Source organism: Streptomyces sp. NBC_00249 (assembly GCF_026342355.1).
Taxonomy (GTDB): domain Bacteria; phylum Actinomycetota; class Actinomycetes; order Streptomycetales; family Streptomycetaceae; genus Streptomyces.
Genome location: NZ_JAPEMV010000004.1, coordinates 15,457 through 38,803 on the forward strand (window position 1 = coordinate 15,457; position 23,347 = coordinate 38,803).

Consider the following 23,347-nt stretch of genomic DNA (forward strand, 5'->3'; position numbering starts at 1 on the left):
AATCTGTAGGCAGAGTCGGGCAGTCGGCCCACTGCAAGCGGCAGGGAGCGAACATGGCCAGTCGAAACACCCACAGCTGCATCCGGGACGTACTCGACGAGGACGTCCCGAACAGCCTCTGGCCGGCGCCGGCGGCCGCCTTCGCGCCCAGCCATGACCTCCTGGCCCGCGCGCATGCCGGCTGGGAGCGTTTCGTCGGCTCCTTCGAGGAGCCGTCCGATGGCTGAGCAGTACGCCTACGTGCCGCACCGGCTCCTGCGCCGTCGCGTCCGCGACATCGCCTCCGGCACCGAAGGCGAGCTGATGGCCGTGATCAACGAGAACGTCTCGGACACCGCCATCGAGCACTGGACGGAACTGGCCTACATCCGAGGACCCTCCGGCCGCGAATTCACCACTGCGGTCTCCGACGTCGAGTCCGCCGGCTGACCAGCCCCAGACGGGTCGCAGACGCTGAGACCTGCGAAGCGCGTAGCGATCGGTGGCGGCTTATGCCCGGCCCCTGACGGCCGACGGACGCCTTCGGCGAGGAGCGCGTAGCGATCTAGGGCGTCTGCCGGGGCCTGGTGTCCGGCTTTTCGTCCTCAGGTGTAGGACAGGGCCGCTCCCGGCCCCGAAAGGGACTCTGAGCTGCCCGGATGGGTGGATGGCAGCCGAAGGCAGGTCGTCTCATCGCTGACAGGGCCGCCCCTCTGTCCTTCCGCCCCGTCCCGTTCCTTTGGGGGTTTCCCGGCAGTCTTCGTTTTTCCGGGGCGGGACGGTCTGTCAAGGGTGGCCGAAGGCCATCGCGAAGCGACGCGAACGCAGTGAGCGCCCTTGACAGGCCGGCCCGACACGGAAGGACGATGAGACTGACGGGAAACCCCCAACCCCTCCCTGAGACCGCCCCAGGGTGGAAGCTCCTACGGCAAGTGGTCCAGCCTCCGCAGGATGACGCCCTCGCGCAGGGCCCACGGGCAGATCTCCAGTTCCTCCACGCCGAAGAGGTCCATCGTGGCCTCCGCCACCAGCGCTCCCGCCAGGAGCTGGGCGGCGCGGCCTTCCGAGACGCCCGGGAGTGTGGAGCGTTCGGCGGTCGTCATCGCTGTCAGGCGGGGGACCCATTCCTCGAGGGATTTGCGGGTCAGGTCGCGCTGGATATACAGGCCGTCGGCCTCCCGGGCCGCCCCCGCGATGCGGGCGAGCTGCTTGAAGGTCTTCGAGGTGGCCACCACGTGGTCCGGCGCCCCGAAGCGGGCGAACTCGCCGACCGTGCGGGCGATCTGGGCCCGTACGTGCCGTCGTAGGGCCTTCACGTCGGCCGGGTCCGGCGGGTCGGCCGGGAGCCAGGCCGAGGTGAGGCGGCCGGCGCCGAGAGGGAGGGAGACGGCGGTGTCGGGGTCCTCGTCGATGCCGTACGCGATCTCCAGCGAGCCGCCGCCGATGTCGAGGACCAGCAGCTTGCCCGCCGACCAGCCGAACCAGCGCCGGACCGCGAGGAACGTCAGCCGGGCCTCGTCCTCGCCGCTGAGCACCGGGAGCTCGATGCCGGTCTCGGCCTTGACGCGGGCGAGCACCTCGTCGGCGTTGGTGGCTTCGCGTACGGCGCTGGTCGCGAAGGGCAGGAGGTCCTCGCAGCCCTTGTCCTCGGCGGCCTGCGCGGCCTCGCCGATCACCGAGACGAGGCGTTCGACGCCGTCGGGGCTGACCGCGCCGCGTTCGTCGAGCAGCGTCGCCAGCCGCAGTTGCACCTTGTGGGAGTGCGCGGGCAGCGGGCGCGCGCCGGGGTGCGCGTCCACCACCAGCAGGTGAATCGTGTTCGAACCCACATCCAGGACACCGAGTCTCATGCGAGAAACGCTACTGGGCCGGACGCGTAGGGGTGAGGTAAGGGGCGCTTAGGCTTGGGTTTGTGCCAAATACGAAGAAGGCCAACAAGACCCGGTCGAAGAACGACAAGGGCAATGACAAGGGCAATGACAAGGCCAGCGGCAAGGCCAGCGCCAAGGCCAAGGGCAAGGCCCCGGAACCGGACGAGAAGGGTCTCGACTTCCCCCGGGCCTGGGTGGAGTTCCCCGATCCCGCCGACGACGAGCAGGTCTTCCGCTGCGACCTGACCTGGCTGACCTCGCGCTGGACCTGCATCTTCGGCAGCGGCTGCCAGGGCATCCAGGCGGGCCGCGCGTCGGACGGCTGCTGCACGCTCGGGGCGCACTTCTCCGACGAGGACGACGAGAAGCGCGTCGCGGAGCACGTGGCGCGGCTGACGCCGGAGCTGTGGCAGTTCCACGACGTCGGCAGCGAGACCGGCTGGACGCAGCTCGACGACGACGGGGAGAAGCAGACGCGCCGCTGGGACGGCGCCTGCGTGTTCCTGAACCGGCCCGGTTTCCCGGCCGGGGCCGGCTGCTCCCTGCACATCCTCGCCGTACGGGAGGGCAAGGAGCCGCTGGAGACGAAGCCGGACGTGTGCTGGCAGCTGCCGATCCGCCGTACCTACGACTGGATCGACCGCCCCGACGACACCCGGGTCCTCCAGGTGTCGATCGGCGAGTACGACAGGCGCGGCTGGGGGCCGGGCGGGCACGACCTGCACTGGTGGTGCACGTCGGCGACGTCCGCGCACGGTGCCGGGAAGCCGGTGTACGAGTCGTACCGGCCGGAGCTGACGGAGCTGATGGGCAAGGAGGCCTACGAGGTCCTCGTCGGGCTGTGCGAGGCGCGGCTGGCCTCGCTGCTGCCGATGGCCCCGCACCCGGCGGATCCGCCGCTCCCCGCCTGAGCGGTGGTGGGACCGCTACGTCCCCGGGGCCGTCGGCGCGGGGGAAACCGTTCCTTCTGATGATCCTGTCGGCGTCGGGGACGGCGTCGGGGTGCTCGGCACGGGGGTCGGGTCCGGCGGCGGTGTGGGGGTCGGGGACCCGGCCGGGGTGGTCGGGGGCGGGGTCGGCGTGGGCGTCGGGTCCGGCGGGGTCCGTGTCGGGGTCGGTTCGGCGGTGGGTGCCGGGCGGCCGCGGCCCTGGATGGCGATCACCGCTCCGGCCGGGTCCACCCCGACCCGGGCCGACCAGGCGCCGACGGGCTGGGCTTCGGCGTCCACGGTGATGCGCAGGGTGACCGATTCTCCGGGGGCCAGCGTGCCGGCCGTACGGCTCGCGCGCAGCCAGGGCGCGTCGGACCACAGGCGCCAGTCGACGGGGCCGCCGCCGGATGCGGTGAGGGTGAGCAGGGTGGTGGAGCCCTGGGTGGCGGCGGCGATGGTGAGCCGGCCGGGGGCGCCGGGGGTGCCCGGTTCGGGGGTGACGGGCGGGCCGGAGCTGATGACCTCGACGGTGACGTCGGGTGCGGCCGCGGCGTCGGCGAAGCCGGGCTCGCCGGTGGTGCGGGCGGTGTTCCCGGTGTTCTCGTACGCCGCGAGCGGGCGCCCCTCGGCGAGCGGCGGCGGGATCTGGGACTCGCTGGCGGAGATGCGGGTGCCGTCGCCGCCGACGGGTTCGCCGGTGACGGGGGCGCCCCGGTAGGCGGCCCACAGCGCGATGACGGGCGCGGCGACGACGGTGGCGACGACGGTGGTGGTGACCGCCCGGGCCCTGAAGCGGTCGCGGCGGGCCGCGCGGTCCTTGGGGTCGAGCGGGAAGCCGGTGCGGTCGAAGCGGGGGCCGGGGCGGCCGGGCCGGCGGCGGCCGGAGCGCTGCATGGCGGCGTGGACGGCGGTGCGGGGCGCGGGGACGAGGGGGAGGGCCGCGTCGACCCCGGCGGAGCCGGGCCAGGGCGCGGCGGCGTCGACGCGTTCGGCGGCGCGGCGGCAGCGCGGGCAGTCGTCGACGTGGCGGACGAGTTCGGCGCGCAGGGTGCTGGACAGCAGGACGTTGCCGTCGCCGCCGTCCCCGTCGTCGCCGGTGAGGCGGGAGACGGCCGGGCAGTTGCCGGTCTCGACGACGGCGAGGGCGGCGCGGGTGCGCTCCACTTCGCAGGCCGCGCCGGAGAGCAGTTCCCGGGCGGTGGTGGCGGGGGTGCCGAGGACGGCGGCGAGTTCGGTGACGCCGAGGCGGTGGCGGACGGCCAGTTCGAGGGCTTCGCGCTGCTCGGGGGTGGTTCCGGCGGCTTCGGGCCAGGCGAGCCGGGCCAGCTCGGTGCGCCGGTACGCGCTGACATCGAGCCCGCGGTGCGCTCCCGGCGCGTGCCCTTGGTCCGTACGCTCCGGCGTGCGCCGGGCGGAATGCGCCCCCTGGCGGGCGCGCCGCCGCTCGGCGAGCCGGCTCAGACAGGCCCAGCGGGCGAGGGCGTAGAGCCAGGCCCGGCGGTGTCCCTCGTCGGGACATCGGCCGGGGTGCCGTTCGGCGACGGCGAGGACGTCGCCGAGGACGTCGGTCGCCGTGTCGTGGTCGCACAGGACCGACAGGCAGTACGTGAACAGTCCGTCCAAGTAGGGCTCGTGCCGGAAGGGCGGGGGCTCGTCGTCCGGGCCGACCGCCGTTGCCACTGGGGCTGATGTGACCCCTGTGGCGGCAGGGACCCCCGTCGTACCCGCTGAGGGCGTGCGCCCGTGCGCCCGGTGTGCGCCGGTGCGCGATGCGGGGTGTCCCTGATTGCTGCTGTTCACTCGGCGACCGTAGGCGGCACGCCGCTGACGCCCCGGAAGCCTTCAGCAGTTTTAGCCCTTACGGGTGAACAGATCGCCACCGCGCTGACAGCGCCCCTGACGCCCGCTCCGCGGCGGCCCTCGAACGGAGGCACGGTCGGACCCCGCACGGCACCACGACCGGGCCGCACCCCGCCCCGCACCCCCGGCACCCCGCCCCCACCCCCGACGGCGTTGTCGGTGCGGGCGGCTACGGTGGGCCGCATGGCTGCCCGCACCGCTCGTTCATCCGCCAAGGACCGGCCGTCCTACCGCTGCTCCGAGTGCGGCTACACCACCGCGAAGTGGCTCGGCCGCTGCCCCGAGTGCCAGGCGTGGGGGACCGTCGAGGAGATGGGCGGCGCGCCCGCCGTACGGACCACCGCCGCCGGGCGCGTCTCGTCGCCCGCGCTGCCGATCGCCCAGGTCGACGGCCGCACCGCGACCGCGCGCAGCACCGGCGTCGACGAGCTGGACCGCGTCCTGGGCGGCGGGCTGGTCCCGGGCGCCGTCGTCCTCCTCGCCGGCGAGCCCGGCGTCGGCAAGTCGACGCTGCTGCTGGACGTCGCCGCGAAGGCGGCCAGCGGCGACCACCGCACCCTGTACGTCACCGGCGAGGAGTCGGCGAGCCAGGTCCGGCTGCGGGCCGACCGGATCAACGCCCTCGACGACAACCTCTTCCTCGCCGCCGAGACCGACCTCTCCGCCGTCCTCGGCCACCTCGACGCCGTCAAGCCCTCCCTCCTCGTCCTGGACTCCGTCCAGACCATCGCCTCCCCCGAGATCGACGGCGCCCCCGGCGGCATGGCCCAGGTCCGCGAGGTCGCGGGCGCGCTCATCCGGGCCTCCAAGGAACGCGGCATGGCCACCCTCCTCGTCGGCCACGTCACCAAGGACGGGGCCATCGCCGGCCCCCGCCTGCTGGAGCACCTCGTCGACGTCGTCCTCAGCTTCGAGGGCGACCGGCACGCCCGGCTGCGCCTCGTCCGCGGTGTGAAGAACCGCTACGGCGCCACCGACGAGGTCGGCTGCTTCGAACTGCACGACGAGGGCATCACCGGCCTCGCCGACCCGAGCGGACTGTTCCTGACCCGGCGCGCCGAAGCGGTCCCCGGGACCTGCCTGACGGTGACCCTGGAGGGTAAACGCCCGCTGGTCGCCGAGGTGCAGGCGCTGACCGTCGACTCGCAGATCCCCTCCCCCCGGCGCACCACCTCCGGCCTGGAGACCTCCCGCGTGTCGATGATGCTGGCGGTGCTGGAGCAGCGCGGCCGGATCACCGCGCTCGGCAAGCGGGACATCTACTCAGCGACCGTGGGCGGCGTGAAGCTCACCGAGCCCGCCGCCGACCTGGCCATCGCGCTCGCGCTGGCCTCCGCCGCCAGTGACGTGCCGCTGCCGAAGAACCTCGTCGCGATCGGGGAGGTCGGCCTGGCGGGCGAGGTCCGGCGCGTGACCGGCGTCCAGCGGCGCCTCGCCGAGGCGCACCGGCTCGGCTTCACGCACGCGCTGGTCCCCTCGGACCCGGGGAAGGTTCCGGCCGGGATGAAGGTCACCGAGGTCGCCGACGTGGGCGACGCGCTCCGGGTCCTGCCGCGCGGCCGGAGCCGTACGCCGGCCAAGGAGCGGGCCGGCGAGTAGCCCCGGGCCGGGGGTCCGGAGCAGGTCAGAGGACCCGTACGGGCCCCCGCAGGGCCGGTGCGGGGCAAGGCTCGGCGGGCGCACAGCGTGCGCCGGTAGACTTTGTGCTGGTCCGCCCGGCCTTACGCAGGCGGCGCAACCCGCGACCGGAGGAGTGCAGTGGCAGCCAAGGACGGGGCATCAGCTCCCGGGAAGTCCGGCGCGAGCTCCAAGCACGACGCGCTGATGCGTGCCTCGCTGAGCGCGGTCGCCCCCGGTCAGCCCCTGCGCGACGGCCTGGAGCGGATCGTCCGCGGCAACACGGGCGGTCTGATCGTCCTCGGCATGGACAAGGCCGTCGAAGCGATGTGCACCGGTGGCTTCGTCCTGGACGTGGAGTTCACCGCGACCCGGCTGCGCGAGCTGTGCAAGCTCGACGGCGCGCTCATCCTCGACAAGGACATCACCAAGATCCTGCGGGCCGGCGTGCAGCTGGTACCGGACGCCTCGATCCCGACGGAGGAGACCGGCACCCGGCACCGCACCGCGGACCGCGTCTCCAAGCAGTGCGGCTTCCCCGTCGTCTCGGTGTCCCAGTCGATGCGGCTGATCGCGCTCTACGTGGACGGGGAGCGGCGCGTCCTGGAGGAGTCCGGGGCGATCCTGTCGCGCGCGAACCAGGCGCTCGCCACGCTGGAGCGGTACAAGCTCCGCCTGGACGAGGTCGCCGGGACGCTGTCCGCGCTGGAGATCGAGGACCTGGTCACCGTCCGCGATGTCACGGCGGTGGCCCAGCGGCTGGAAATGGTCCGCCGGATCGCGACGGAAATCGCCGAGTACGTGGTCGAACTGGGCACGGACGGGCGACTGCTGTCGCTCCAGCTGGACGAGCTGACCGTCGGCATCGAGCAGGAACGCGAGCTGGTCATCCGGGACTACGTCCCCGAGCCGACGGCGAAGCGTTCCCGCACGGTCGAGGAGGCGCTGCCGGCGCTGGACGCGCTGACGCACCCGGAGCTGCTGGAGCTGGGGATCGTCGCGAAGGCCCTGGGATACACGGGCTCGCCGGAAACCCTGGACTCGGCGGTGTCCCCCCGGGGGTACCGGCTGCTGGCGAAGGTTCCCCGGCTGCCGGGGGCCATCATCGAGCGGCTCGTCGAGCACTTCGGGGGGCTGCAGAAGCTCCTCGCCGCCTCGGTGGACGACCTCCAGACCGTCGACGGGGTGGGGGAGGCGCGGGCGCGGAGTGTCCGCGAAGGCCTGTCCCGCCTGGCGGAATCCTCGATCCTCGAACGCTACGTCTGACCCCGCCCGGGTCCCGCCCCCTCGCCGGTTCCCTGGGGCTCCGCCCCAGACCCCGCGCCTCAAACGCCGGCGGGGCTGGAGTGCCCGGAGGGCACTCCAGCCCCGCCGGCGTTTGAGGCGGGAACGGTGGAAGGCCCGCCCGGGCCGCACCGCGCGAGCGGCGCGTCAAAAATCAATCGCGCTTCAGGACGAAGGACGTCTGGGCCTTCACCGTGTCCTGGACGCGGACCTCCACCACGTACGTGTCCGGCGCCGCACTCCCCGCCGGAGGCGTCTGGCACTGGTCCGCCGCGCTGAACTTCCGGTCCCATTCCACCGCGTGCTTCGTCTCGCTCTGCGCCGGCACCTTGAGGAAGGTCTCGCCGACGCAGTCGGCGGAGGACCACACCGCCTTGGCGTTGGAGGCCTGGAGGATCATCACCGCGACCTGCTTGGGGCCGAGGCCGAACTTGCAGCTGCTCCCCGACGTGTTGCGGGCGAGGAGTTCGATGCGGGGCTTCTCGTTCGTCTCGTACTCGTTCTTGACGCTCTTGACCTCCCACCGCACCACGCCCGGGGCGCAGTTGGGCAGCGGGGAGTCGGCCGGGACCTGTTCGGCGGTGCCCGAGGTGCCGCCGGAGGCGGGGTTGCCGGTGGTGGAGCCGGAGCCGGGGCCGCCGCTGCCGGGTTCGCCGTTCTTGCCGGTGCCGCCGGAGGATCCGGTGCCGGTGCCCGTTTCGGCGCGTCCGCCCGGGGCCTGACTGATCGCCGGGCCGCTGCCGGAGGGGCCGGGGGTGATGGTTTTGGTGGGTCCGGAGCCGTCTCCGCCACCCTTGCCGTTCGTACTGGAGCTGCCGCCACCGGAACTGACGACCCATACGGCGAGCAGCGCGATGAGCGCGGCGACGGACGCCAGAACTGCCCTCCGTCGCCAGTAAATGGAGGAGGGGAGCGGCCCGACCGGATTGCGCAGTGATCCCACGCACCGAACCTTACGAGAACTCGCGCGACGATCAGTGCCCCACATGCCGTGCGCCCGGCAGGTTTTGCCGATGATCATCCTGCGGGCCTACAGCGGACGGTCCAGAACCGGCCAACCCTCTGACACCACCTCGACAGGGCCTTGAGTACCGTCGGTGACCATGGACAGCTCCGGCCTCTACCGCGACATCACCGACTTCGCCCATGCCACGCCCCCTTGGGTGCAGTCGGCCTTCGAGGTCTGGACCGAGTACGGTCTCCTGCTCTTCGGTCTGCTCTACATAGCCGTCTGGTGGCGGGCCCGTGGGCAGGACAGCCCCCGCGCGGTGGCGCTCGCGGTCCTCGCGCCGCTGGTCACCGCGCTCGTGTACGTCGCCTCGGAGCTGGTGAAGTCCACCGTCGACGAGGAGCGGCCCTGCCGGGCGGTGGCGGGTGCGGCGGCTTCGCTGGTGCCGTGTCCCCCGTACGGGGACTGGTCCTTCCCGAGCAACCACTCCGCGATCGCGGGCGCGGCGGCCGTCGGTCTGGCGCTGGCGGTACCCCGGCTGGCGCTGCTGACGCTGCCGGTCGCGGTGCTGATGGCCTTCTCCCGGGTGTTCGTGGGCGTGCACTACCCGCACGACGTGGCGATGGGCCTGCTGCTGGGGGCTTCGCTGGGCACCCTCGCCGTGCTCGTGCTGGCCGGTCCGCTGGGGCGGGTCGTCGGCGCCGCGCGGGGCAGCGGCAACCGCGCCGTTGTCTGGTTCACCGGTCCGGGCCCGGCGCGCTGAGCCCGAAACGTGCCAGGATGCCGTCTGCCATGACTGCATCCCCTTCCTCCGCTTCCCCGAGCCCTTCCCCGGCCCCTTCCCCGGCCCCGGCCCCGGCCCCCGCGCAGGGCACCGCCCAGGGCTCCGCACTGCATTCCCCCGTCATCGCGTGGTTCGACGCGCACGCCCGCGACCTGCCCTGGCGCCGCCCCGAGGCCGGCCCCTGGGGGGTCATGGTGAGCGAGTTCATGCTCCAGCAGACCCCCGTCGTGCGGGTCCTGCCGGTGTACGAGCAGTGGCTCGCCCGGTGGCCCCGGCCCGCCGACCTGGCCGCCGAGGCCCCGGGTGAGGCCGTACGGGCCTGGGGGCGGCTCGGCTACCCCCGCCGGGCCCTGCGACTGCACGGCGCGGCCGTCGCGATAACGGAACGGCACTCCGGCGACGTACCGCGGGAGCACGCGCAGCTGCTCGCGCTGCCCGGGATCGGCGAGTACACGGCGGCGGCGGTGGCCTCCTTCGCGTACGGACAGCGGCACGCGGTGCTGGACACCAATGTCCGCCGGGTCTTCGCCCGTACCGCGACCGGGGTCGAGTACCCCCCGAACGCCACCACCGCGGCCGAGCGGCGCCTGGCGCGGGAGCTGCTGCCCGCGGACGAGCCGACGGCGGCCCGCTGGGCGGCGGCGTCGATGGAGCTGGGCGCGCTGGTGTGCACGGCGAAGTCACCGGACTGCGCGCGCTGCCCGGTGGCCGGGCTGTGCGCGTGGCGTCTCGCGGGCAAGCCCGCTCACGAGGGGCCGCCGCGGCGCGGGCAGACGTACGCCGGGACCGACCGGCAGGTGCGCGGCCGGCTGCTGGCGGTGCTGCGCGAGGCGGTCGGGCCGGTTCCGCAGTCGGTGCTGGACACGGTGTGGGACGAGCCGGTGCAGCGGGCCCGGGCGCTGGACGGCCTGGTCTCCGACGGGCTGGTGGAGCCGCTCGCGCAGGGCATGTACCGGCTGCCGCAAGGACCGGCCCGCAGCTGACCGGCGACCCCCGGGAAACGGCCCGAAGCTGACTCGCAGATTCCGCTTCGGGCCGGGAAACCCCAGCTCACGGGCACTGTTACACAACCTACGGGTGTCCGTGCGCCCACCGAAGGCTGACCCGCACAGTGCCGTGACAACGCCTCCGTACCTTCGGATCCGTAAGGCAGCGGATGAGCGGTGGACGGCAGCGGAGGCGGTCAGAGATGGCGCACGGCGAGGTACTCGAATTCGAGGAGTACGTACGCACCCGGCAGGACGCGCTGCTGCGCAGTGCGCGACGCCTGGTCCCGGACCCCACCGACGCCCAGGACCTCCTGCAGACCGCCCTCGTGCGCACCTACGGCCGCTGGGAGGGCATCGCCGACAAGTCCCTCGCCGACGCCTACCTGCGCCGGGTCATGATCAACACCCGTACCGAGTGGTGGCGCGCCCGCAAGCTCGACGAGGTCCCCACCGAGCAGCTCCCCGACGCCTCCGTCGAGGACGGCTCCGACCAGCGCGCCGACCGCGCCCTGCTGATGGACATCCTCAAGGTCCTCGCGCCCAAGCAGCGCAGCGTGGTCGTGCTGCGACACTGGGAGCAGATGAGCACCGAGGAAACGGCCGCGGCGCTCGGTATGTCGGCGGGAACCGTGAAGAGCACCCTGCACCGCGCACTGGCCCGGCTCCGGCAGGAGCTGGAGAGCCGGGACCTGGACATGCGCGCGCTGGAGCGCGGTGACCACACCATCCGTTACGAGGGGCGGGAGCGGTGCGCGGCCTGAACGGCCACAACCTGAGCGGCAGAGGATCTCTGGTGCTGATGTCGGCGGGGACCGTCCTCCTCGTCGGCACAGTGCTGTTCGCGGCCGCATGCTCCACCGGCGGTACGGGCCTGCGCGACGGCGGTCCCGCCCGGACCGAGACGGTGGCCCGCAGCAGCCCGCCCACGGGCACCGCCGCCACCGGGACGGCCGCCCCCGGCCACTCCCCCGCCACGGGCACCGCGAGCCCGCTCAAGAAGATCGACCCGGTGGCGCTCCTCAAGGCGGACCCGAAGGTCAGCACCGAGGTCAAGCGGGACCTGAAGCCCTGCACGGGCAACGAGTACCCGGTCGACGTGAGCTACGGCAAGGTCACCGGGAACACCGCCGTCGACATCGTCGTCAACGTCCTGTCCTGCGCCGACGCCCTCGGCCGCGGCTCGTACGTGTACCGGGCGGACGGCGGCAAGTACGAGAATGTGTTCTCGGACGAGCAGCCGCCCGTCTACGCGGAGATCGACCGGGGCGACCTGGTCGTGAACAAGCCGGTCTACGGGAAGAGCGACGCGCTCGCCTACCCCTCCGGCGAGGACGTGATCACGTACCGCTGGAACGGCGAGAAGTTCACCGAGCAGGACCGGGTGCACACCGAGTACAGCAACGTGGTCGACGGCGGGAGCCAGCCCGCTCCGGCCATCACCAAGAACTGAAGTGAGGCTGGGCATGGCCGAGACCCATGTGCTGTTCGTGGAGGACGACGACGTCATCCGCGAGGCCACGACGCTCGCGCTGGAACGCGACGGGTTCGTGGTCACCGCCATGCCCGACGGCCTGTCCGGCCTGGAGTCCTTCCGGGCCGACCGCCCCGACATCGCCCTGCTCGACGTGATGGTCCCCGGCATGGACGGCGTCAGCCTGTGCCGCCGCATCCGCGACGAGTCCACCGTCCCCGTGATCATGCTGTCGGCGCGCGCCGACTCCATCGACGTGGTGCTGGGGCTGGAGGCCGGGGCCGACGACTACGTCACCAAACCCTTCGACGGCTCGGTCCTCGTCGCCCGCATCCGCGCCGTGCTGCGCCGCTTCGGCCATGCAGGCGGACCGCAGAACGGCTCGGGGAACGGCTCCGAGGCGGACGGCTCCGGCGAGCGCGGGGTGCTGTCCTTCGGCGACCTGGAGGTCGACACGGAGGGCATGGAGGTCCGCAAGGCCGGCGCCCCCGTCGCCCTGACCCCCACCGAGATGCGGCTGCTGCTGGAGTTCTCCTCCGCGCCCGGCACCGTCCTGTCCCGCGACCGGCTCCTGGAGCGGGTGTGGGACTACGACTGGGGCGGCGACACCCGCGTCGTGGACGTCCACGTCCAGCGACTGCGCACCAAGATCGGGCAGGACCGCATCGAGACGGTCCGCGGCTTCGGCTACAAGCTCAAGGCATGAGGTGCTGACCCCATGAGAACCGCTACCGCATGAGGACCGCTACCGCATGAGGCGCTTCACCCTGCGCACGGGGATCCGCTGGAAGATCACGCTCGCCATCGCCGCCGTCGGCGCGCTCACCGCCGTCGCCCTGAGCCTGGTGGTGCACAGCGCTGCCCGCGTGTCGATGCTGGAGAGCGCCCGCGACCAGCAGCTGGAGCGCGTGCAGTTCATCGCCCGCAACGCCGACGCCGGGCGCAAACCCCCCATGGGCGCCAAGCTCAACGACCCGGAGCTGCCCACCGAGCTGCGGCACAAGGTCCAGTCCGGGCGCCGGGGCACCTACATCCAGGACACCCCCAAGGGCATCCCCGAGGTGTGGGCCGCCGTACCCCTGGGCAACGGGCAGGTGCTGTCGCTGCACCTGCCGTTCCGGGAGAGCGTGAACATGGTGCGCGACCTGGACCGGGCCCTGCTCGTCGGCTCCCTGGCCGTGGTCGTCGGCGGCTCGGCGCTCGGGGTGCTCATCGGCGGCCAGATCTCCAGCCGGCTGCGCAAGGCGGCCGCCGCCGCGCAGCGCGTCGCGCACGGCGACCCCGAGGTGCGCGTACGGGACGCCGTGGGCGGCGTCGTACGGGACGAGACCGACGACCTCGCGCGGGCCGTGGACGCCATGGCCGACGCCCTCCAGCAGCGGCTGGAGGCCGAGCGGCGGGTGACGGCGGACATCGCGCACGAGCTGCGGACCCCGGTGACGGGCCTGCTCACCGCCGCCGAGCTGCTGCCCCCCGGCCGCCCGACCGAGCTCGTACGGGACCGCGCGCAGGCGATGCGGGCCCTGGTGGAGGACGTACTGGAGGTGGCCCGGCTGGACAGCGCGTCCGAGCGGGCCGAGCTGCAGGACGTGGCGCTGGGCGAGTTCGTCAGCCGCCGGGTGTCCTCGCTGATGCCGGAGGCCTCGGTACGGGTCGTCGCGGACGAGATCGTCAGCACCGACCCGCGCCGGCTGGAGCGGATCCTCGGCAACCTCCTGGCCAATGCCGCGCGCTACGGACAGCCCCCGATCCAGGTCGACATCGAGGGCCGGGTCGTCCGCGTCCGGGACCACGGGCCGGGCTTCCCCGAGGCGCTGCTGCGCGAGGGTCCGAGCCGTTTCCGCACCGGGTCCACGGACCGGGCGGGGGTCGGCCACGGGCTCGGCCTGACCATCGCGGAGGGCCAGGCGCGGGTCCTGGGCGCACGGCTGACCTTCCGCAACGTGGCGGCGCCGGGCGGGGCCGAGTACGAGGGCGCGGCCGCCGGGGCGGTGGCGGTGCTGTGGCTGCCGGAGCACGCGCCGACGGCGACGGGAAGCTTCCCGATCGTCCAGCTGCCGGGCTGATCCCGCCCCGCGCGGCGGCCGGCCGCCGGGGCGGGTCCTCGGCCGGGCGTTCGCACGGCGGGCCCCATGTTTTAGCATCCGTGCCATGACTGACGGTACGGATCGCCCGCACAGCCCCCAGCCCGACCCCGCCTCCGGGAGCGGCGGCGGCTACGGATTCCCGCCCGGGCAGATATCCGGCGGGTACGGGTATCCGCCGCCGGGCCAGCCCGGCCCTGGCCCGGCCCCGAACCCGTACCAGCCCTCCGAGCCCGCCGAGGGCCAGGGCTTCGGCCCCCCGCCGGGCGCGCCCGAGCCGGGGCTCGCGGCCTCCCCCGAGCCGTTCCCGCCCGCACCGGAGACGTTCTCCGCCGGCGCGCAGCCGGACTGGCAGGCGATGGCCGACCGGACCGAGGCGCAGCGGCGCAAGCGCCGGATGCTGACCTTCGGGATCGGGGGGCTCGCCCTGGTGCTGGTGGCGGCGGGCACCTGGTTCTTCGTCGTGGACGGCTCCGGGGACCGCGACAAGCCGCAGGCCTCCGCCTCCGGCTCGCCCAGCCCCTCGGGCGGCCAGGAGGGCTCCCCGGACCCCAAGCCCTCGGAGGACGACTCCCCCACGGTGGCGGGCGAGCCGAACGTGCTGCGCGACCGCAGCGGCCGGACGGGCATCGCGCTGGGCCCCGGCGCCTCGCTGGGCGAGGTGACCCAGCGGACCGAGGTCCGGTTCAAGGGCGCGCCGGACTCCTACGCGCAGGCCGCCGAGGCCGCGGTGGACGTCACGAAGAGTTTCAGCGTCTCCACCCGCGCCTACAACGTGTCCGAGAGCGGCTCGCGGATGGCGGTGAGCCAGGGCGACGGGGACTCGTACTCCTTCGAGCTGGGCTTCGAGGTCGTCGGCGGCAAGAAGGCCTGGGTGTTCCGGGTGCAGACCGGTGACAAGGGCCAGGCGGCGACGGCGCAGCAGGTGGTCGCCGACAACGTGGACACCACGCGGAAGTGGGCCCTGCTGACGGGGACCTACGACGCGCAGAAGAAGACCATCGCGCTCTGGGTCGACGACAAGCAGGCCGGTACGGCGCAGGTCGCCGGCATCTGGAACGGCCCCGGCCCGCTCCAGCTGGGGCGGGCCCGCCACCACGGGATCTGGAGCGCCCCCTGGGACGGCCCGCTCGACCACATCCGGATCTTCGACCAGGCGCTGGAGCAGCCGCAGGTCACGGGCCTGAAGAACAACAAGCTCGACAAGAAGACGAAGCCGACGCACTCCTGGCTGATCTGACCGTACGGCCGCACGCACACGCACGAGGGCCCCGGACGTCGATGACGTCCGGGGCCCTCGTGCGTGGTGCGCGGTACGGCGGATCAGACGGAGACGCCCGCGTTGCGCAGGAAGGCCACCGGGTTGACGGCCGAGCCGTAGTTCGGGGTGGTGCGGATCTCGAAGTGCAGGTGCGGGCCGCTGGAGTTGCCGGTGTTGCCGGACAGGGCGATCTGCTGGTCGACGGAGACCTTCTGGCCGATCTTGACCTGGATCTTCGAGAGGTGCGCGTACTGGGAGTACGTGTTGTTCGCGTGCTTGATCACGACGGCGTTGCCGTACGCGGGGCCGTCGCCGCCACCGTTGGGGCCGGCCTTGACGACGGTGCCGGCGGCCGCGGCCTGGACCGGGGTGCCGACGGGGACGGCGAAGTCCTGGCCGGAGTGCTTGTGCGACCACATGCTGCCGCCCTTGCCGAAGGTCGCGGAGAGCGTGTAGCGCTCGACCGGCTTCGTCCACAGCGCGGCCTTCGCGGCGGGCTTCGCCGCGGCCTTCGCGGTGTCGGCCTGGGCCTGCGCCTGGGCCTGGGCCTGGACGGCGACCAGCTCGGCGGTGGAGGACAGCGTGCTGGGGGCCTCGTCTGCGAAGGCGGCGGTCGTCCCCGCCCCGAGCGCCAGGACCGCACCGAGACCGGTGGCGACGAGGGCGGTACGGGTACGACGGGTGCTGACGCGCTTCGCGGACATGCGGGAGACCTCCGGGGCCGGGGACAAGGACGTGTGCGGGCAAGAAAGGACCCGGCGCTGCGGCGTGAAGCCGTCGGTGCCGGGCTTGCTCATCTTTGGTAACCCGCGTCCCCTGACATCCACAAACATCCCTTTTACTACCGGGGCTCGTAGGAGAGCGACGGCCCTCCGGCCGGTTGACGGCTCCCCGACTGGGGCGAGGGGTGGACAAATCGGGCGAGAAAATCTACGAGAGTTCCTAGTAGGTCCGTTTTGCCCTGTGCCCCTTGTCACCGGCCCGGGACCTCCGACCCCCCGCTCCCGGGACCAACGCCCCGCCAGGCCCCCAGCGGCCCCGGGCACGGCAAAGGGGCGGCCCCGGGACTCGAAGTCCCGGGGCCGCCCCTTCGTACTGCTACCAGCGGCTAGCGCCTACGCACCCTTGGAGAGGTCCGGGCCGGAGCCCGTCGCCTCGATCGGGGGGAGGTCGGGCAGCGCCGACTTCTCCTCGCCGCGGAAGGTGAACTTGGCTTCCTCGCCCTCACCCTCCACACCGACGACCACGATGTGACCGGGGCGCAGCTCGCCGAAGAGGATCTTCTCCGACAGCAGGTCCTCGATCTCGCGCTGGATGGTCCGGCGCAGCGGGCGCGCACCCATGATCGGGTCGTAGCCGCGCTTGGCCAGGAGCATCTTCGCCTCACCGCTGAGCTCGATGCCCATGTCGCGGTCCTTGAGGCGCTCGTCCACCTTGGCGATCATCAGGTCGACGATCTGGATGATGTCTTCCTGGCTGAGCTGGTGGAAGACGACCGTGTCGTCGACACGGTTGAGGAACTCGGGCCGGAAGTGCTGCTTGAGCTCTTCGTTGACCTTCGCCTTCATCCGGTCGTAACCGGTCTTGACGTCACCCTGGGCGGCGAAGCCCAGGTTGAAGCCCTTGGAGATGTCCCGCGTACCCAGGTTGGTCGTCATGATGATGACCGTGTTCTTGAAGTCCACGACCCGGCCCTGGGAGTCGGTCAGGCGACCGTCCTCCAGGATCTGGAGAAGGGAATTGAAGATATCCGGGTGCGCCTTCTCGACCTCGTCGAAGAGGACGACGGAGAACGGCTTCCGGCGGACCTTCTCGGTCAGCTGGCCGCCCTCTTCGTAGCCCACGTAGCCGGGGGGCGAACCGAAGAGACGCGAAACCGTGTGCTTCTCGCTGAACTCCGACATGTCGAGGGAGATCAGCGCGTCCTCGTCACCGAAGAGGAATTCGGCGAGCGTCTTGGACAGCTCGGTCTTACCGACACCGGACGGGCCGGCGAAGATGAACGAGCCACCGGGACGCTTCGGGTCCTTCAGACCCGCACGGGTGCGGCGGATGGCCTGGGAGAGCGCCTTGATGGCGTCCTTCTGGCCGATGACGCGCTTGTGGAGCTCGTCTTCCATGCGCAGGAGGCGGGAGGACTCCTCCTCCGTGAGCTTGAAGACGGGAATGCCGGTCGCGGTCGCGAGGACTTCGGCGATGAGCTCGCCGTCGACCTCGGCGACGACGTCCATGTCGCCGGCCTTCCATTCCTTCTCGCGCTTGGCCTTCGCGGCGAGCAGCTGCTTCTCCGAATCACGGAGGGAAGCCGCCTTCTCGAAGTCCTGGGAGTCGATGGCCGACTCCTTGTCGCGGCGCACGCCCGCGATCTTCTCGTCGAACTCGCGGAGGTCCGGCGGCGCGGTCATCCGGCGGATGCGCATCCGGGAGCCGGCCTCGTCGATCAGGTCGATCGCCTTGTCCGGCAGGAAGCGGTCCGAGATGTACCGGTCCGCCAGCGTCGCCGCCTGGACGAGGGCCTCGTCCGTGATGGAGACGCGGTGGTGGGCCTCGTAGCGGTCGCGCAGGCCCTTGAGGATCTCGATCGTGTGGGGGAGGGAAGGCTCCGCCACCTGGATCGGCTGGAAGCGGCGCTCGAGGGCCGCGTCCTTCTCGAGGTGCTTGCGGTACTCGTCCAGCGTCGTGGCACCGATGGTCTGCAGCTCACCACGGGCCAGCATGGGCTTCAGGATGCTCGCGGCGTCGATCGCGCCCTCGGCGGCACCCGCACCCACGAGGGTGTGGAGCTCGTCGATGAACAGGATGATGTCGCCGCGGGTGCGGATCTCCTTGAGGACCTTCTTCAGGCGCTCCTCGAAGTCACCGCGGTAGCGGGAACCGGCGACCAGGGCACCCAGGTCCAGGGTGTAGAGGTGCTTGTCCTTGAGGGTCTCGGGCACCTCGCCCTTGACGATCGCCTGGGCGAGGCCCTCGACGACGGCGGTCTTGCCGACGCCGGGCTCGCCGATGAGGACCGGGTTGTTCTTGGTCCGGCGGGACAGCACCTGCATGACCCGCTCGATCTCCTTCTCGCGCCCGATGACCGGGTCGAGCTTGGATTCGCGGGCAGCCTGGGTGAGGTTGCGGCCGAACTGGTCGAGGACGAGCGAGGTCGAGGGGGTACCCTCGGCCGGGCCGCCTGCCGTGGCCGACTCCTTGCCGCCTCCGGTGTAGCCGGAGAGCAGCTGGATGACCTGCTGCCGGACCCTGTTGAGATCGGCGCCCAGCTTCACGAGGACCTGGGCGGCGACGCCCTCGCCCTCGCGGATCAGGCCGAGCAGGATGTGCTCGGTGCCGATGTAGTTGTGGCCGAGCTGGAGGGCCTCTCGGAGCGAAAGCTCCAGGACCTTCTTCGCCCGCGGGGTGAAGGGGATGTGCCCGGACGGGGCCTGCTGGCCCTGACCGATGATCTCCTCAACCTGCTGACGAACAGCCTCGAGCGAAATCCCGAGGCTCTCCAGGGCCTTAGCGGCGACACCCTCACCCTCGTGGATCAAGCCCAGGAGGATGTGCTCGGTGCCGATGTAGTTGTGGTTGAGCATCCGGGCTTCTTCCTGAGCCAGGACGACAACCCGCCGCGCGCGGTCGGTGAACCTCTCGAACATCGTTTATCGCTCCTCAGAGCGGTCGGGCAGTTCGGGGTCGGTCCCCGCCCTGTCCTTCCGCATGCTAGTCCCGCGGGGCGGGACAGCTCATTCCAACTGCCGACATCCGTCCGCGGCTCACCCCCACGTCGGTGAGGAAAACCGGCTGTAAGAGCCGACAACTGCTCCAACCCGATGGTGCGAGACGATGTTCCCGCAGGCCAGGCAGATACCCGTCACACGTGTACGCCGATGGCGAACGGAAGGCGCTCAAATCAGCGTGTCGCCCCGATCCACTAGGAATGTCTTACCCGTAAGGACTGACACTCCATGCCGGTGGGCACGGTTCCCTCCGCTACGGGCGAACACGCTCGTGTCCCGAATGTGGGACTCCGCTCCGCGGATGTTTACGTTCCGCAATGGAGCGGACGCACCGCGTAACCCCGCGGTGGCGGGCGGAGTTGCTCGGTGCATGGTCTCCAGCACCGCAGGCGCCCTCGTCCCCTCGCCCCGCGTCCCGTCCGGGGAGGCCGGCGCGTACGCCTACTCCTGGTACGAGCGGGTGCTCGGCTGGACGCTGGCAGGGGGGCCGCCCGTCCAGCTGGTCACCGGGATCCGGTTCGACGTGCTGGAGCTGCCGGCCGATGCCGGTGCGGCGGTCCTGCGCAGGCCCGTCGCGACCGGCCCGGTGGCCGTGCAGGGCCGCCGGACGCTGTTCCTGGTGGCCCCGGGGGCCGCCGAGGAGCTGGACGGGCTGCTGGACTGGCTGGAGTGGGGCGGGGTGGGACTGGACCTGACCGCCCTGGGTGCGGGCGGCTCGATCACCGCCCCCGCGCCGCCGGGCTGCGCCCGGCCGCGGAGCCCGCAGGGGGCCGCCGTGTGGCTGCGGCCCCCCGAGCCGGGGTGCGAGGCATCGCTGCCGGCCCTGCCCGGTCCGGGGCGGGACGCCGGTACCGACCTCGTACGCCTGGTGGCCGCGGCGGCCACGGAATGCCACCGCGCCCGCCTGGGGCGGCGTACTCAGTCCCTGTTCTCGTAAGCCTCGCGGATCTCGGCCGGAACGCGGCCGCGGTCGTTGACGCTCATTCCCTTGGACTTGGCCCACGCGCGGATCTCGGCGGTGTCCGGGTTCCCGGACGTGGCCGCGCGGGCGCCCTTGGCGCGGCCGGCGGAAGCGCGCCCGCCGGTGCGGCGGCCGCCCTTGGTGTAAGGGTCGAGCAGCCCGCGAAGCTTTTCAGCGTTGGCGGTGGTGAGGTCGATCTCGTAGGTCTTGCCATCCAGAGCGAACGTCACGGTCTCGTCCGCCTCGCCACCGTCGAGGTCGTCGACAAGAAGGACCTGAACCTTCTGTGCCACCGGATTTCCTTTCATCGAAAATGCAGTACGCGGAAAGGAAACCGCTTTTGCCTGGAAAACACAAACCCCCGGGGGAAGGTTCAGGGCCTCAACAGGGCGGGAAACGTGCGCGATTCGGACATAGGCCACAGGCGGGCCGGGCCCCGGAAAAGCCGCCCCCGATCGATCAGAGGTGCAGAAGCATCCGACTGTTGCCCAAGGTGTTCGGCTTCACTCGTTCGAGACCGAGGAACTCGGCGACGCCCTCGTCATAGGAACGCAGGAGCTCCATGTAGACATCGGTCTCCACCGGGGTCTCGCCGATCTCGACGAACCCGTGCTTCGCGAAGAAGTCCACTTCGAAGGTCAGGCAGAATACCCGGCTCACCCCGAGCCTGCGGGCCGTCTCCAACAACTGGTCCAGCACCCGGTGCCCCACGCCGGCGCCCTTCAACTCGCGGTCGACGGCGAGAGTGCGTACTTCGGCGAGGTCTTCCCACATCACGTGGAGAGCTCCGCAGCCCACCACCTGGCCGTCGGACTCCCGTTCCGCGACCCAGAACTCCTGGATGTCCTCGTAAAGGACCACCGGGGCTTTGTCGAGGAGGATCCGCTGCTGCACGTACTGGTCGAGCAGGCGGCGCAGGGCCGGAACATCACGGGTGCGCGCACGGCGGATCGTCACTGCATTTGCTTCTGCGGTTGCGGTGGAAAGCTCTCCCATACCCGGACGTTATCGCCCCGGCTCCGTCCGGCGCGCGCCGGAGTCCCCTTCCGCCTCGGCCTGGGTCTCGTCGTCGTGCTGGACGATCCGCACGGCGTCGCGGAGGGCTTCGCGCTGTTCCTGCGACATCATCCCGAAGAAGGCCACGAGCGCGGCGGCGGGGTTGTCGCTGGTCGACCAGGCTTCGTTCATCAGTGCGGCCGAGTACGCCGCCCGCGTGGAGACCGCCGTATATCGATAGGCGCGGCCTTCCGCTTCCCGGCGGACCCAGCCCTTCTGATGGAGATTGTCCATAACGGTCATGACCGTGGTGTACGCGATGGACCGTTCCTGCTGGAGGTCTTCCAGGACTTCCCGAACGGTGACCGGGCGGTTCCACTGCCACACCCGCGTCATCACTGCGTCTTCGAGTTCTCCCAAGGGGCGAGGCACAGCAGCACGATAGTGCGGGTTGGGATGAATTGCCCGACTATTCGGCCGCAACGCGCGGCCAATACCCGGGCGGCCTCACCCGCCCCCGGTTACTTCTGGGTCTGCTGGGCGGCCTCGGCTCGGGCGATCACGGCGTCGACGGCCGCGTCCTCCTTCGCCTTGTTGGCACCGCCCTGACTCTTCACGATCGTCACGACGAGAGCGATGAAGAACGCGGCCATCACGACGGGGGGCACGAGCGCGGAGACGTAGTCCATGCCCCCCAGCCTAGCTATCCGACGGCGCGGCCCGCCGCCGGGGGCGCGGCCGGCTTGCGGCGCGGCGGGAACACCTCGCCCGGCGTCGGGACGGGGCGCGCGGGCCGCTGCGGATGCGGGGGCTCCTCGGGGGAGGGCTCCGGGCGGGGCCGCTCCGGGCGCGGGGCGTCCGCGGCGCGGGGTCCGCCGGCGGGGCGGGGCTCCTCGCGGCCCCCCGCCAGGGCCAGCAGCCGGGTGCGGGGCGCGGGGGCGGCGGCCGACAGGCGGCGGCGTACGGAGCGCTCCGCGACGCCCTGGGCGCGCTCCAGCACGGCGGCGGCGACCGGGTTGGCCCGCAGGGCGCGCAGGGCGGCGAGGTCGTCGGGGACGGGCTCGTACCCGGCGGCCAGGGCGTCCTGGAGGAGTTCCAGGTAGCCGGAGAGGCTCCCGGGCAGCGCGCTTCTGTACCGGTCGAGATCCGCGAGCAGGAAGGCTCTGAGCCGGCCCGCCTCCGCGGCCGCGTCGTCCACCGACGCCGCGAGGCGCAGGCAGTCCTGCACCTCGGCGGGGGTGAGGGGGGCCGTGGAGGACTGGAGGGCGTGGGCGAGGAGACGCCTGAGCACGAGCAGCTCGGCGGCGCTGAACGCCATGCCGCCGCGGGATCCGTAGGGCGTGGGCATGGGGCGAAGATACGCGCTAATCGGACAAAATCCCCTGAGGGTGGGGGATTGCGGCGCGGCGGACGCCCGCGCGGGGCCCTCCCCCCGGCTGCCGCCGGGGCGGCCCCGTCAGCCGCTCTCCTTGACCGCCTCGACGAAGGCGGCCCAGGCGTCGTGGGTGGTGGCCATCACGAGGTGCGCGGGGTCGGCCCGGTCCGCCACGCGGACGAGCGTGCCGGGCGCGGCCGCCACGTAGACGCAGGCGTCCCCGCTGCTGGCGCAGTAGGAGGACTTCCGCCAGTCGGGTCGGGTGTTCGCGGTCATGGTGTCTCCTCCGCAGTGGACGAGGTCGCGGTCCTTCTCCAGCGCGACGCTAGCGCCGGAAGGCGCGGACTCCGGCCACATTCGGGAAAAAATCGGCTCGGAATGTCTGACGCCGCCGCGCCCCCGGTGGTTGCCCCGGCCTCCGGGCGGCCGGCCGGTCATTCGACGGGGAAGGCGTACGCGATCTCGTAGCGGGAGTCGGGGATGACGAGGTCTGCGGTCTCCACGGGGCGCCCGTCGGAGTCGATGTAGGTGCGTTCGACCTCGGTGATCAGCGCGCCGAGGCTGATCCCGAGCAGGTTGGCCTGGTTCTGGTCGGCGCGGGAGGGCCGCGGGACCTCCACCACCGAGGCCACCGTGATGCCGATGGACCGCATCCGCGCCACCACCCCGGCCCCGCGCAGGTCGCCCTCCTCGGGCATGACCACCGGGGTGCCGGAGGTGATGGCCAGGGGCTCCCATGACTCGGAGAGTTCGGCGGGGCTGCCGTCGGCCATGAACTCGTAGCGGGTCATCACGCACGGGTCGCCGGGGGCGATGCCGAGGCGGGCCGCGATCTGTTCGGGGGCCGGGAGCTGCGGGAAGGTGCGGGAGTCCCAGGAGGCGGCGATGCCGTGGGCGGCGGCCTCGGAGCGGAAGGTGTTGCCGGCTCCCGGGACGCGGCGGCGGGTGCGGAGCATGCGCATGCGCCGGCGCGGGATGCGGACGTAGGTCCCGGAGCCGGCCCGGCCCTCGAGGAAGCCCTCGATGATCAGTTGCTCCATGGCGCGCTGGGTGACGCTCTGCCCGACGGCGTACTCCTCGGCGAACCGGGCGCGTGAGGGGAGTTTGTCGCCGATCGCCCACTCGCCCGCCTCTATGCGGGCCCGGAGCGATTCGACCACCTGCAAGTACGGTGATTTACGGGGCATTTGAGCCGTCCTGTGCCGTCTCGGC

General features: G+C 72.1%; 24 protein-coding genes and 1 pseudogene. 13 read left to right on the forward strand and 12 right to left on the reverse strand.

The genetic code is table 11. From position 1 onward, the window contains the following. Positions 1-53 precede the first annotated feature (53 nt). Both OOK31_RS18315 and OOK31_RS18320 read left to right on the forward strand, forming a co-directional pair. Positions 54-227, forward strand: a complete 174-nt coding sequence (locus tag OOK31_RS18315) for a hypothetical protein (protein ID WP_267088335.1) — start codon at positions 54-56, stop codon at positions 225-227. Next, positions 220-457 (forward strand): annotated as a pseudogene (locus OOK31_RS18320) (hypothetical protein). The gene OOK31_RS18315 and the pseudogene OOK31_RS18320 overlap by 8 nt, the downstream one beginning before the upstream one ends. Before the next feature lie 445 nt (positions 458-902). Here OOK31_RS18320 and OOK31_RS18325 read toward each other — a convergent pair. Continuing rightward, entirely contained in the window at positions 903-1,829 is a 927-nt protein-coding gene (locus tag OOK31_RS18325; RefSeq protein WP_267088336.1) for a Ppx/GppA phosphatase family protein, read from the reverse strand. 62 nt (positions 1,830-1,891) lie between these two features. Between OOK31_RS18325 and OOK31_RS18330 the strand changes: the two genes are divergently transcribed. After that, positions 1,892-2,761 carry a hypothetical protein gene (locus OOK31_RS18330; RefSeq protein ID WP_267088337.1) on the forward strand — a complete coding sequence of 290 codons (870 nt, stop codon included), beginning with the start codon at positions 1,892-1,894 and terminating at the stop codon, positions 2,759-2,761. A 15-nt stretch (positions 2,762-2,776) separates the two neighbouring features. On the opposite strand, the gene OOK31_RS18335 is transcribed toward OOK31_RS18330, so the two are convergent. Next, positions 2,777-4,582 (reverse strand): hypothetical protein, encoded by a 1,806-nt coding sequence (locus OOK31_RS18335; protein ID WP_267088338.1) that lies wholly within the window; start codon positions 4,580-4,582, stop codon positions 2,777-2,779. Positions 4,583-4,825: 243 nt separating this feature from the next. Between OOK31_RS18335 and radA the strand changes: the two genes are divergently transcribed. Next, the gene (gene radA / locus OOK31_RS18340) at positions 4,826-6,241 is read left to right on the forward strand and encodes a DNA repair protein RadA (RefSeq protein WP_267088339.1); all 1,416 of its coding nucleotides are present in this window, start codon (positions 4,826-4,828) and stop codon (positions 6,239-6,241) included. Positions 6,242-6,400: 159 nt separating this feature from the next. Continuing rightward, positions 6,401-7,525 carry a DNA integrity scanning diadenylate cyclase DisA gene (disA, locus tag OOK31_RS18345; RefSeq protein WP_267088340.1) on the forward strand — a complete coding sequence of 375 codons (1,125 nt, stop codon included), beginning with the start codon at positions 6,401-6,403 and terminating at the stop codon, positions 7,523-7,525. A 172-nt stretch (positions 7,526-7,697) separates the two neighbouring features. Here the strand turns inward: disA and OOK31_RS18350 are convergent, their stop codons facing one another. Continuing rightward, positions 7,698-8,486 (reverse strand): hypothetical protein, encoded by a 789-nt coding sequence (locus OOK31_RS18350; RefSeq protein WP_267088341.1) that lies wholly within the window; start codon positions 8,484-8,486, stop codon positions 7,698-7,700. Positions 8,487-8,646: 160 nt separating this feature from the next. Here OOK31_RS18350 and OOK31_RS18355 point away from each other — a divergent pair, with 160 nt between their 5' ends. The 7 genes from OOK31_RS18355 to OOK31_RS18385 all read left to right on the forward strand — a co-directional run bounded on the left by OOK31_RS18355 (position 8,647) and on the right by OOK31_RS18385 (position 15,060). Continuing rightward, positions 8,647-9,255: a phosphatase PAP2 family protein gene (locus tag OOK31_RS18355; RefSeq protein ID WP_267088342.1), complete on the forward strand. Its 609-nt coding sequence runs from the start codon at positions 8,647-8,649 to the stop codon at positions 9,253-9,255. 29 nt (positions 9,256-9,284) lie between these two features. Beyond that, positions 9,285-10,259, forward strand: coding sequence for an A/G-specific adenine glycosylase (locus OOK31_RS18360; RefSeq protein ID WP_267088343.1), 975 nt, complete (start codon positions 9,285-9,287; stop codon positions 10,257-10,259). Positions 10,260-10,465: 206 nt separating this feature from the next. Further along, complete coding sequence (locus tag OOK31_RS18365) at positions 10,466-11,026, forward strand: SigE family RNA polymerase sigma factor (RefSeq protein WP_267088344.1); 561 nt, start codon at positions 10,466-10,468, stop codon at positions 11,024-11,026. 38 nt (positions 11,027-11,064) lie between these two features. Next, the gene (locus tag OOK31_RS18370; RefSeq protein ID WP_267088345.1) at positions 11,065-11,715 is read left to right on the forward strand and encodes a hypothetical protein; all 651 of its coding nucleotides are present in this window, start codon (positions 11,065-11,067) and stop codon (positions 11,713-11,715) included. A gap of 13 nt (positions 11,716-11,728) precedes the next feature. After that, positions 11,729-12,442 (forward strand): two-component system response regulator CseB, encoded by a 714-nt coding sequence (cseB, locus tag OOK31_RS18375; protein ID WP_267088346.1) that lies wholly within the window; start codon positions 11,729-11,731, stop codon positions 12,440-12,442. 46 nt (positions 12,443-12,488) lie between these two features. Continuing rightward, a complete protein-coding gene (gene cseC, locus OOK31_RS18380; RefSeq protein WP_267088347.1) occupies positions 12,489-13,802 on the forward strand; it encodes a two-component system sensor histidine kinase CseC in 1,314 nt (437 codons plus the stop codon). Positions 13,803-13,887: 85 nt separating this feature from the next. Further along, positions 13,888-15,060 carry a LamG domain-containing protein gene (locus OOK31_RS18385; RefSeq protein ID WP_267088348.1) on the forward strand — a complete coding sequence of 391 codons (1,173 nt, stop codon included), beginning with the start codon at positions 13,888-13,890 and terminating at the stop codon, positions 15,058-15,060. Positions 15,061-15,143: 83 nt separating this feature from the next. Here OOK31_RS18385 and OOK31_RS18390 read toward each other — a convergent pair whose 3' ends face one another. Together OOK31_RS18390 and OOK31_RS18395 are read right to left on the reverse strand one after the other, a co-directional pair. Then, positions 15,144-15,785, reverse strand: coding sequence for a M23 family metallopeptidase (locus OOK31_RS18390; protein WP_267088349.1), 642 nt, complete (start codon positions 15,783-15,785; stop codon positions 15,144-15,146). Positions 15,786-16,196: 411 nt separating this feature from the next. Beyond that, positions 16,197-18,722, reverse strand: coding sequence for an ATP-dependent Clp protease ATP-binding subunit (locus tag OOK31_RS18395; protein ID WP_267088350.1), 2,526 nt, complete (start codon positions 18,720-18,722; stop codon positions 16,197-16,199). 451 nt (positions 18,723-19,173) lie between these two features. On the opposite strand from OOK31_RS18395, the gene OOK31_RS18400 reads away from it, so the two are divergent. Beyond that, complete coding sequence (locus OOK31_RS18400; protein ID WP_267088351.1) at positions 19,174-19,740, forward strand: SCO3374 family protein; 567 nt, start codon at positions 19,174-19,176, stop codon at positions 19,738-19,740. Here the strand turns inward: OOK31_RS18400 and OOK31_RS18405 are convergent. From OOK31_RS18405 to OOK31_RS18435, 7 genes are all read right to left on the reverse strand, one after another. Then, the gene (locus OOK31_RS18405; RefSeq protein WP_267088352.1) at positions 19,722-20,057 is read right to left on the reverse strand and encodes an Lsr2 family protein; all 336 of its coding nucleotides are present in this window, start codon (positions 20,055-20,057) and stop codon (positions 19,722-19,724) included. The two genes, OOK31_RS18400 and OOK31_RS18405, sit on opposite strands and share 19 nt — an antisense overlap. 166 nt (positions 20,058-20,223) lie before the next feature. After that, positions 20,224-20,760 (reverse strand): amino-acid N-acetyltransferase, encoded by a 537-nt coding sequence (locus OOK31_RS18410; RefSeq protein ID WP_267088353.1) that lies wholly within the window; start codon positions 20,758-20,760, stop codon positions 20,224-20,226. A 9-nt stretch (positions 20,761-20,769) separates the two neighbouring features. Further along, positions 20,770-21,192 (reverse strand): BlaI/MecI/CopY family transcriptional regulator, encoded by a 423-nt coding sequence (locus OOK31_RS18415; RefSeq protein ID WP_267088354.1) that lies wholly within the window; start codon positions 21,190-21,192, stop codon positions 20,770-20,772. A gap of 89 nt (positions 21,193-21,281) precedes the next feature. After that, the gene (locus OOK31_RS18420; protein ID WP_267088355.1) at positions 21,282-21,449 is read right to left on the reverse strand and encodes a hypothetical protein; all 168 of its coding nucleotides are present in this window, start codon (positions 21,447-21,449) and stop codon (positions 21,282-21,284) included. A gap of 14 nt (positions 21,450-21,463) precedes the next feature. Further along, complete coding sequence (locus OOK31_RS18425) at positions 21,464-22,108, reverse strand: hypothetical protein (RefSeq protein WP_267088356.1); 645 nt, start codon at positions 22,106-22,108, stop codon at positions 21,464-21,466. 108 nt (positions 22,109-22,216) lie between these two features. Next, a complete protein-coding gene (locus tag OOK31_RS18430) occupies positions 22,217-22,411 on the reverse strand; it encodes a DUF397 domain-containing protein (protein WP_267088357.1) in 195 nt (64 codons plus the stop codon). A gap of 158 nt (positions 22,412-22,569) precedes the next feature. Next, positions 22,570-23,322, reverse strand: a complete 753-nt coding sequence (locus OOK31_RS18435; protein ID WP_267088358.1) for a GntR family transcriptional regulator — start codon at positions 23,320-23,322, stop codon at positions 22,570-22,572. Positions 23,323-23,347: the final 25 nt, after the last annotated feature.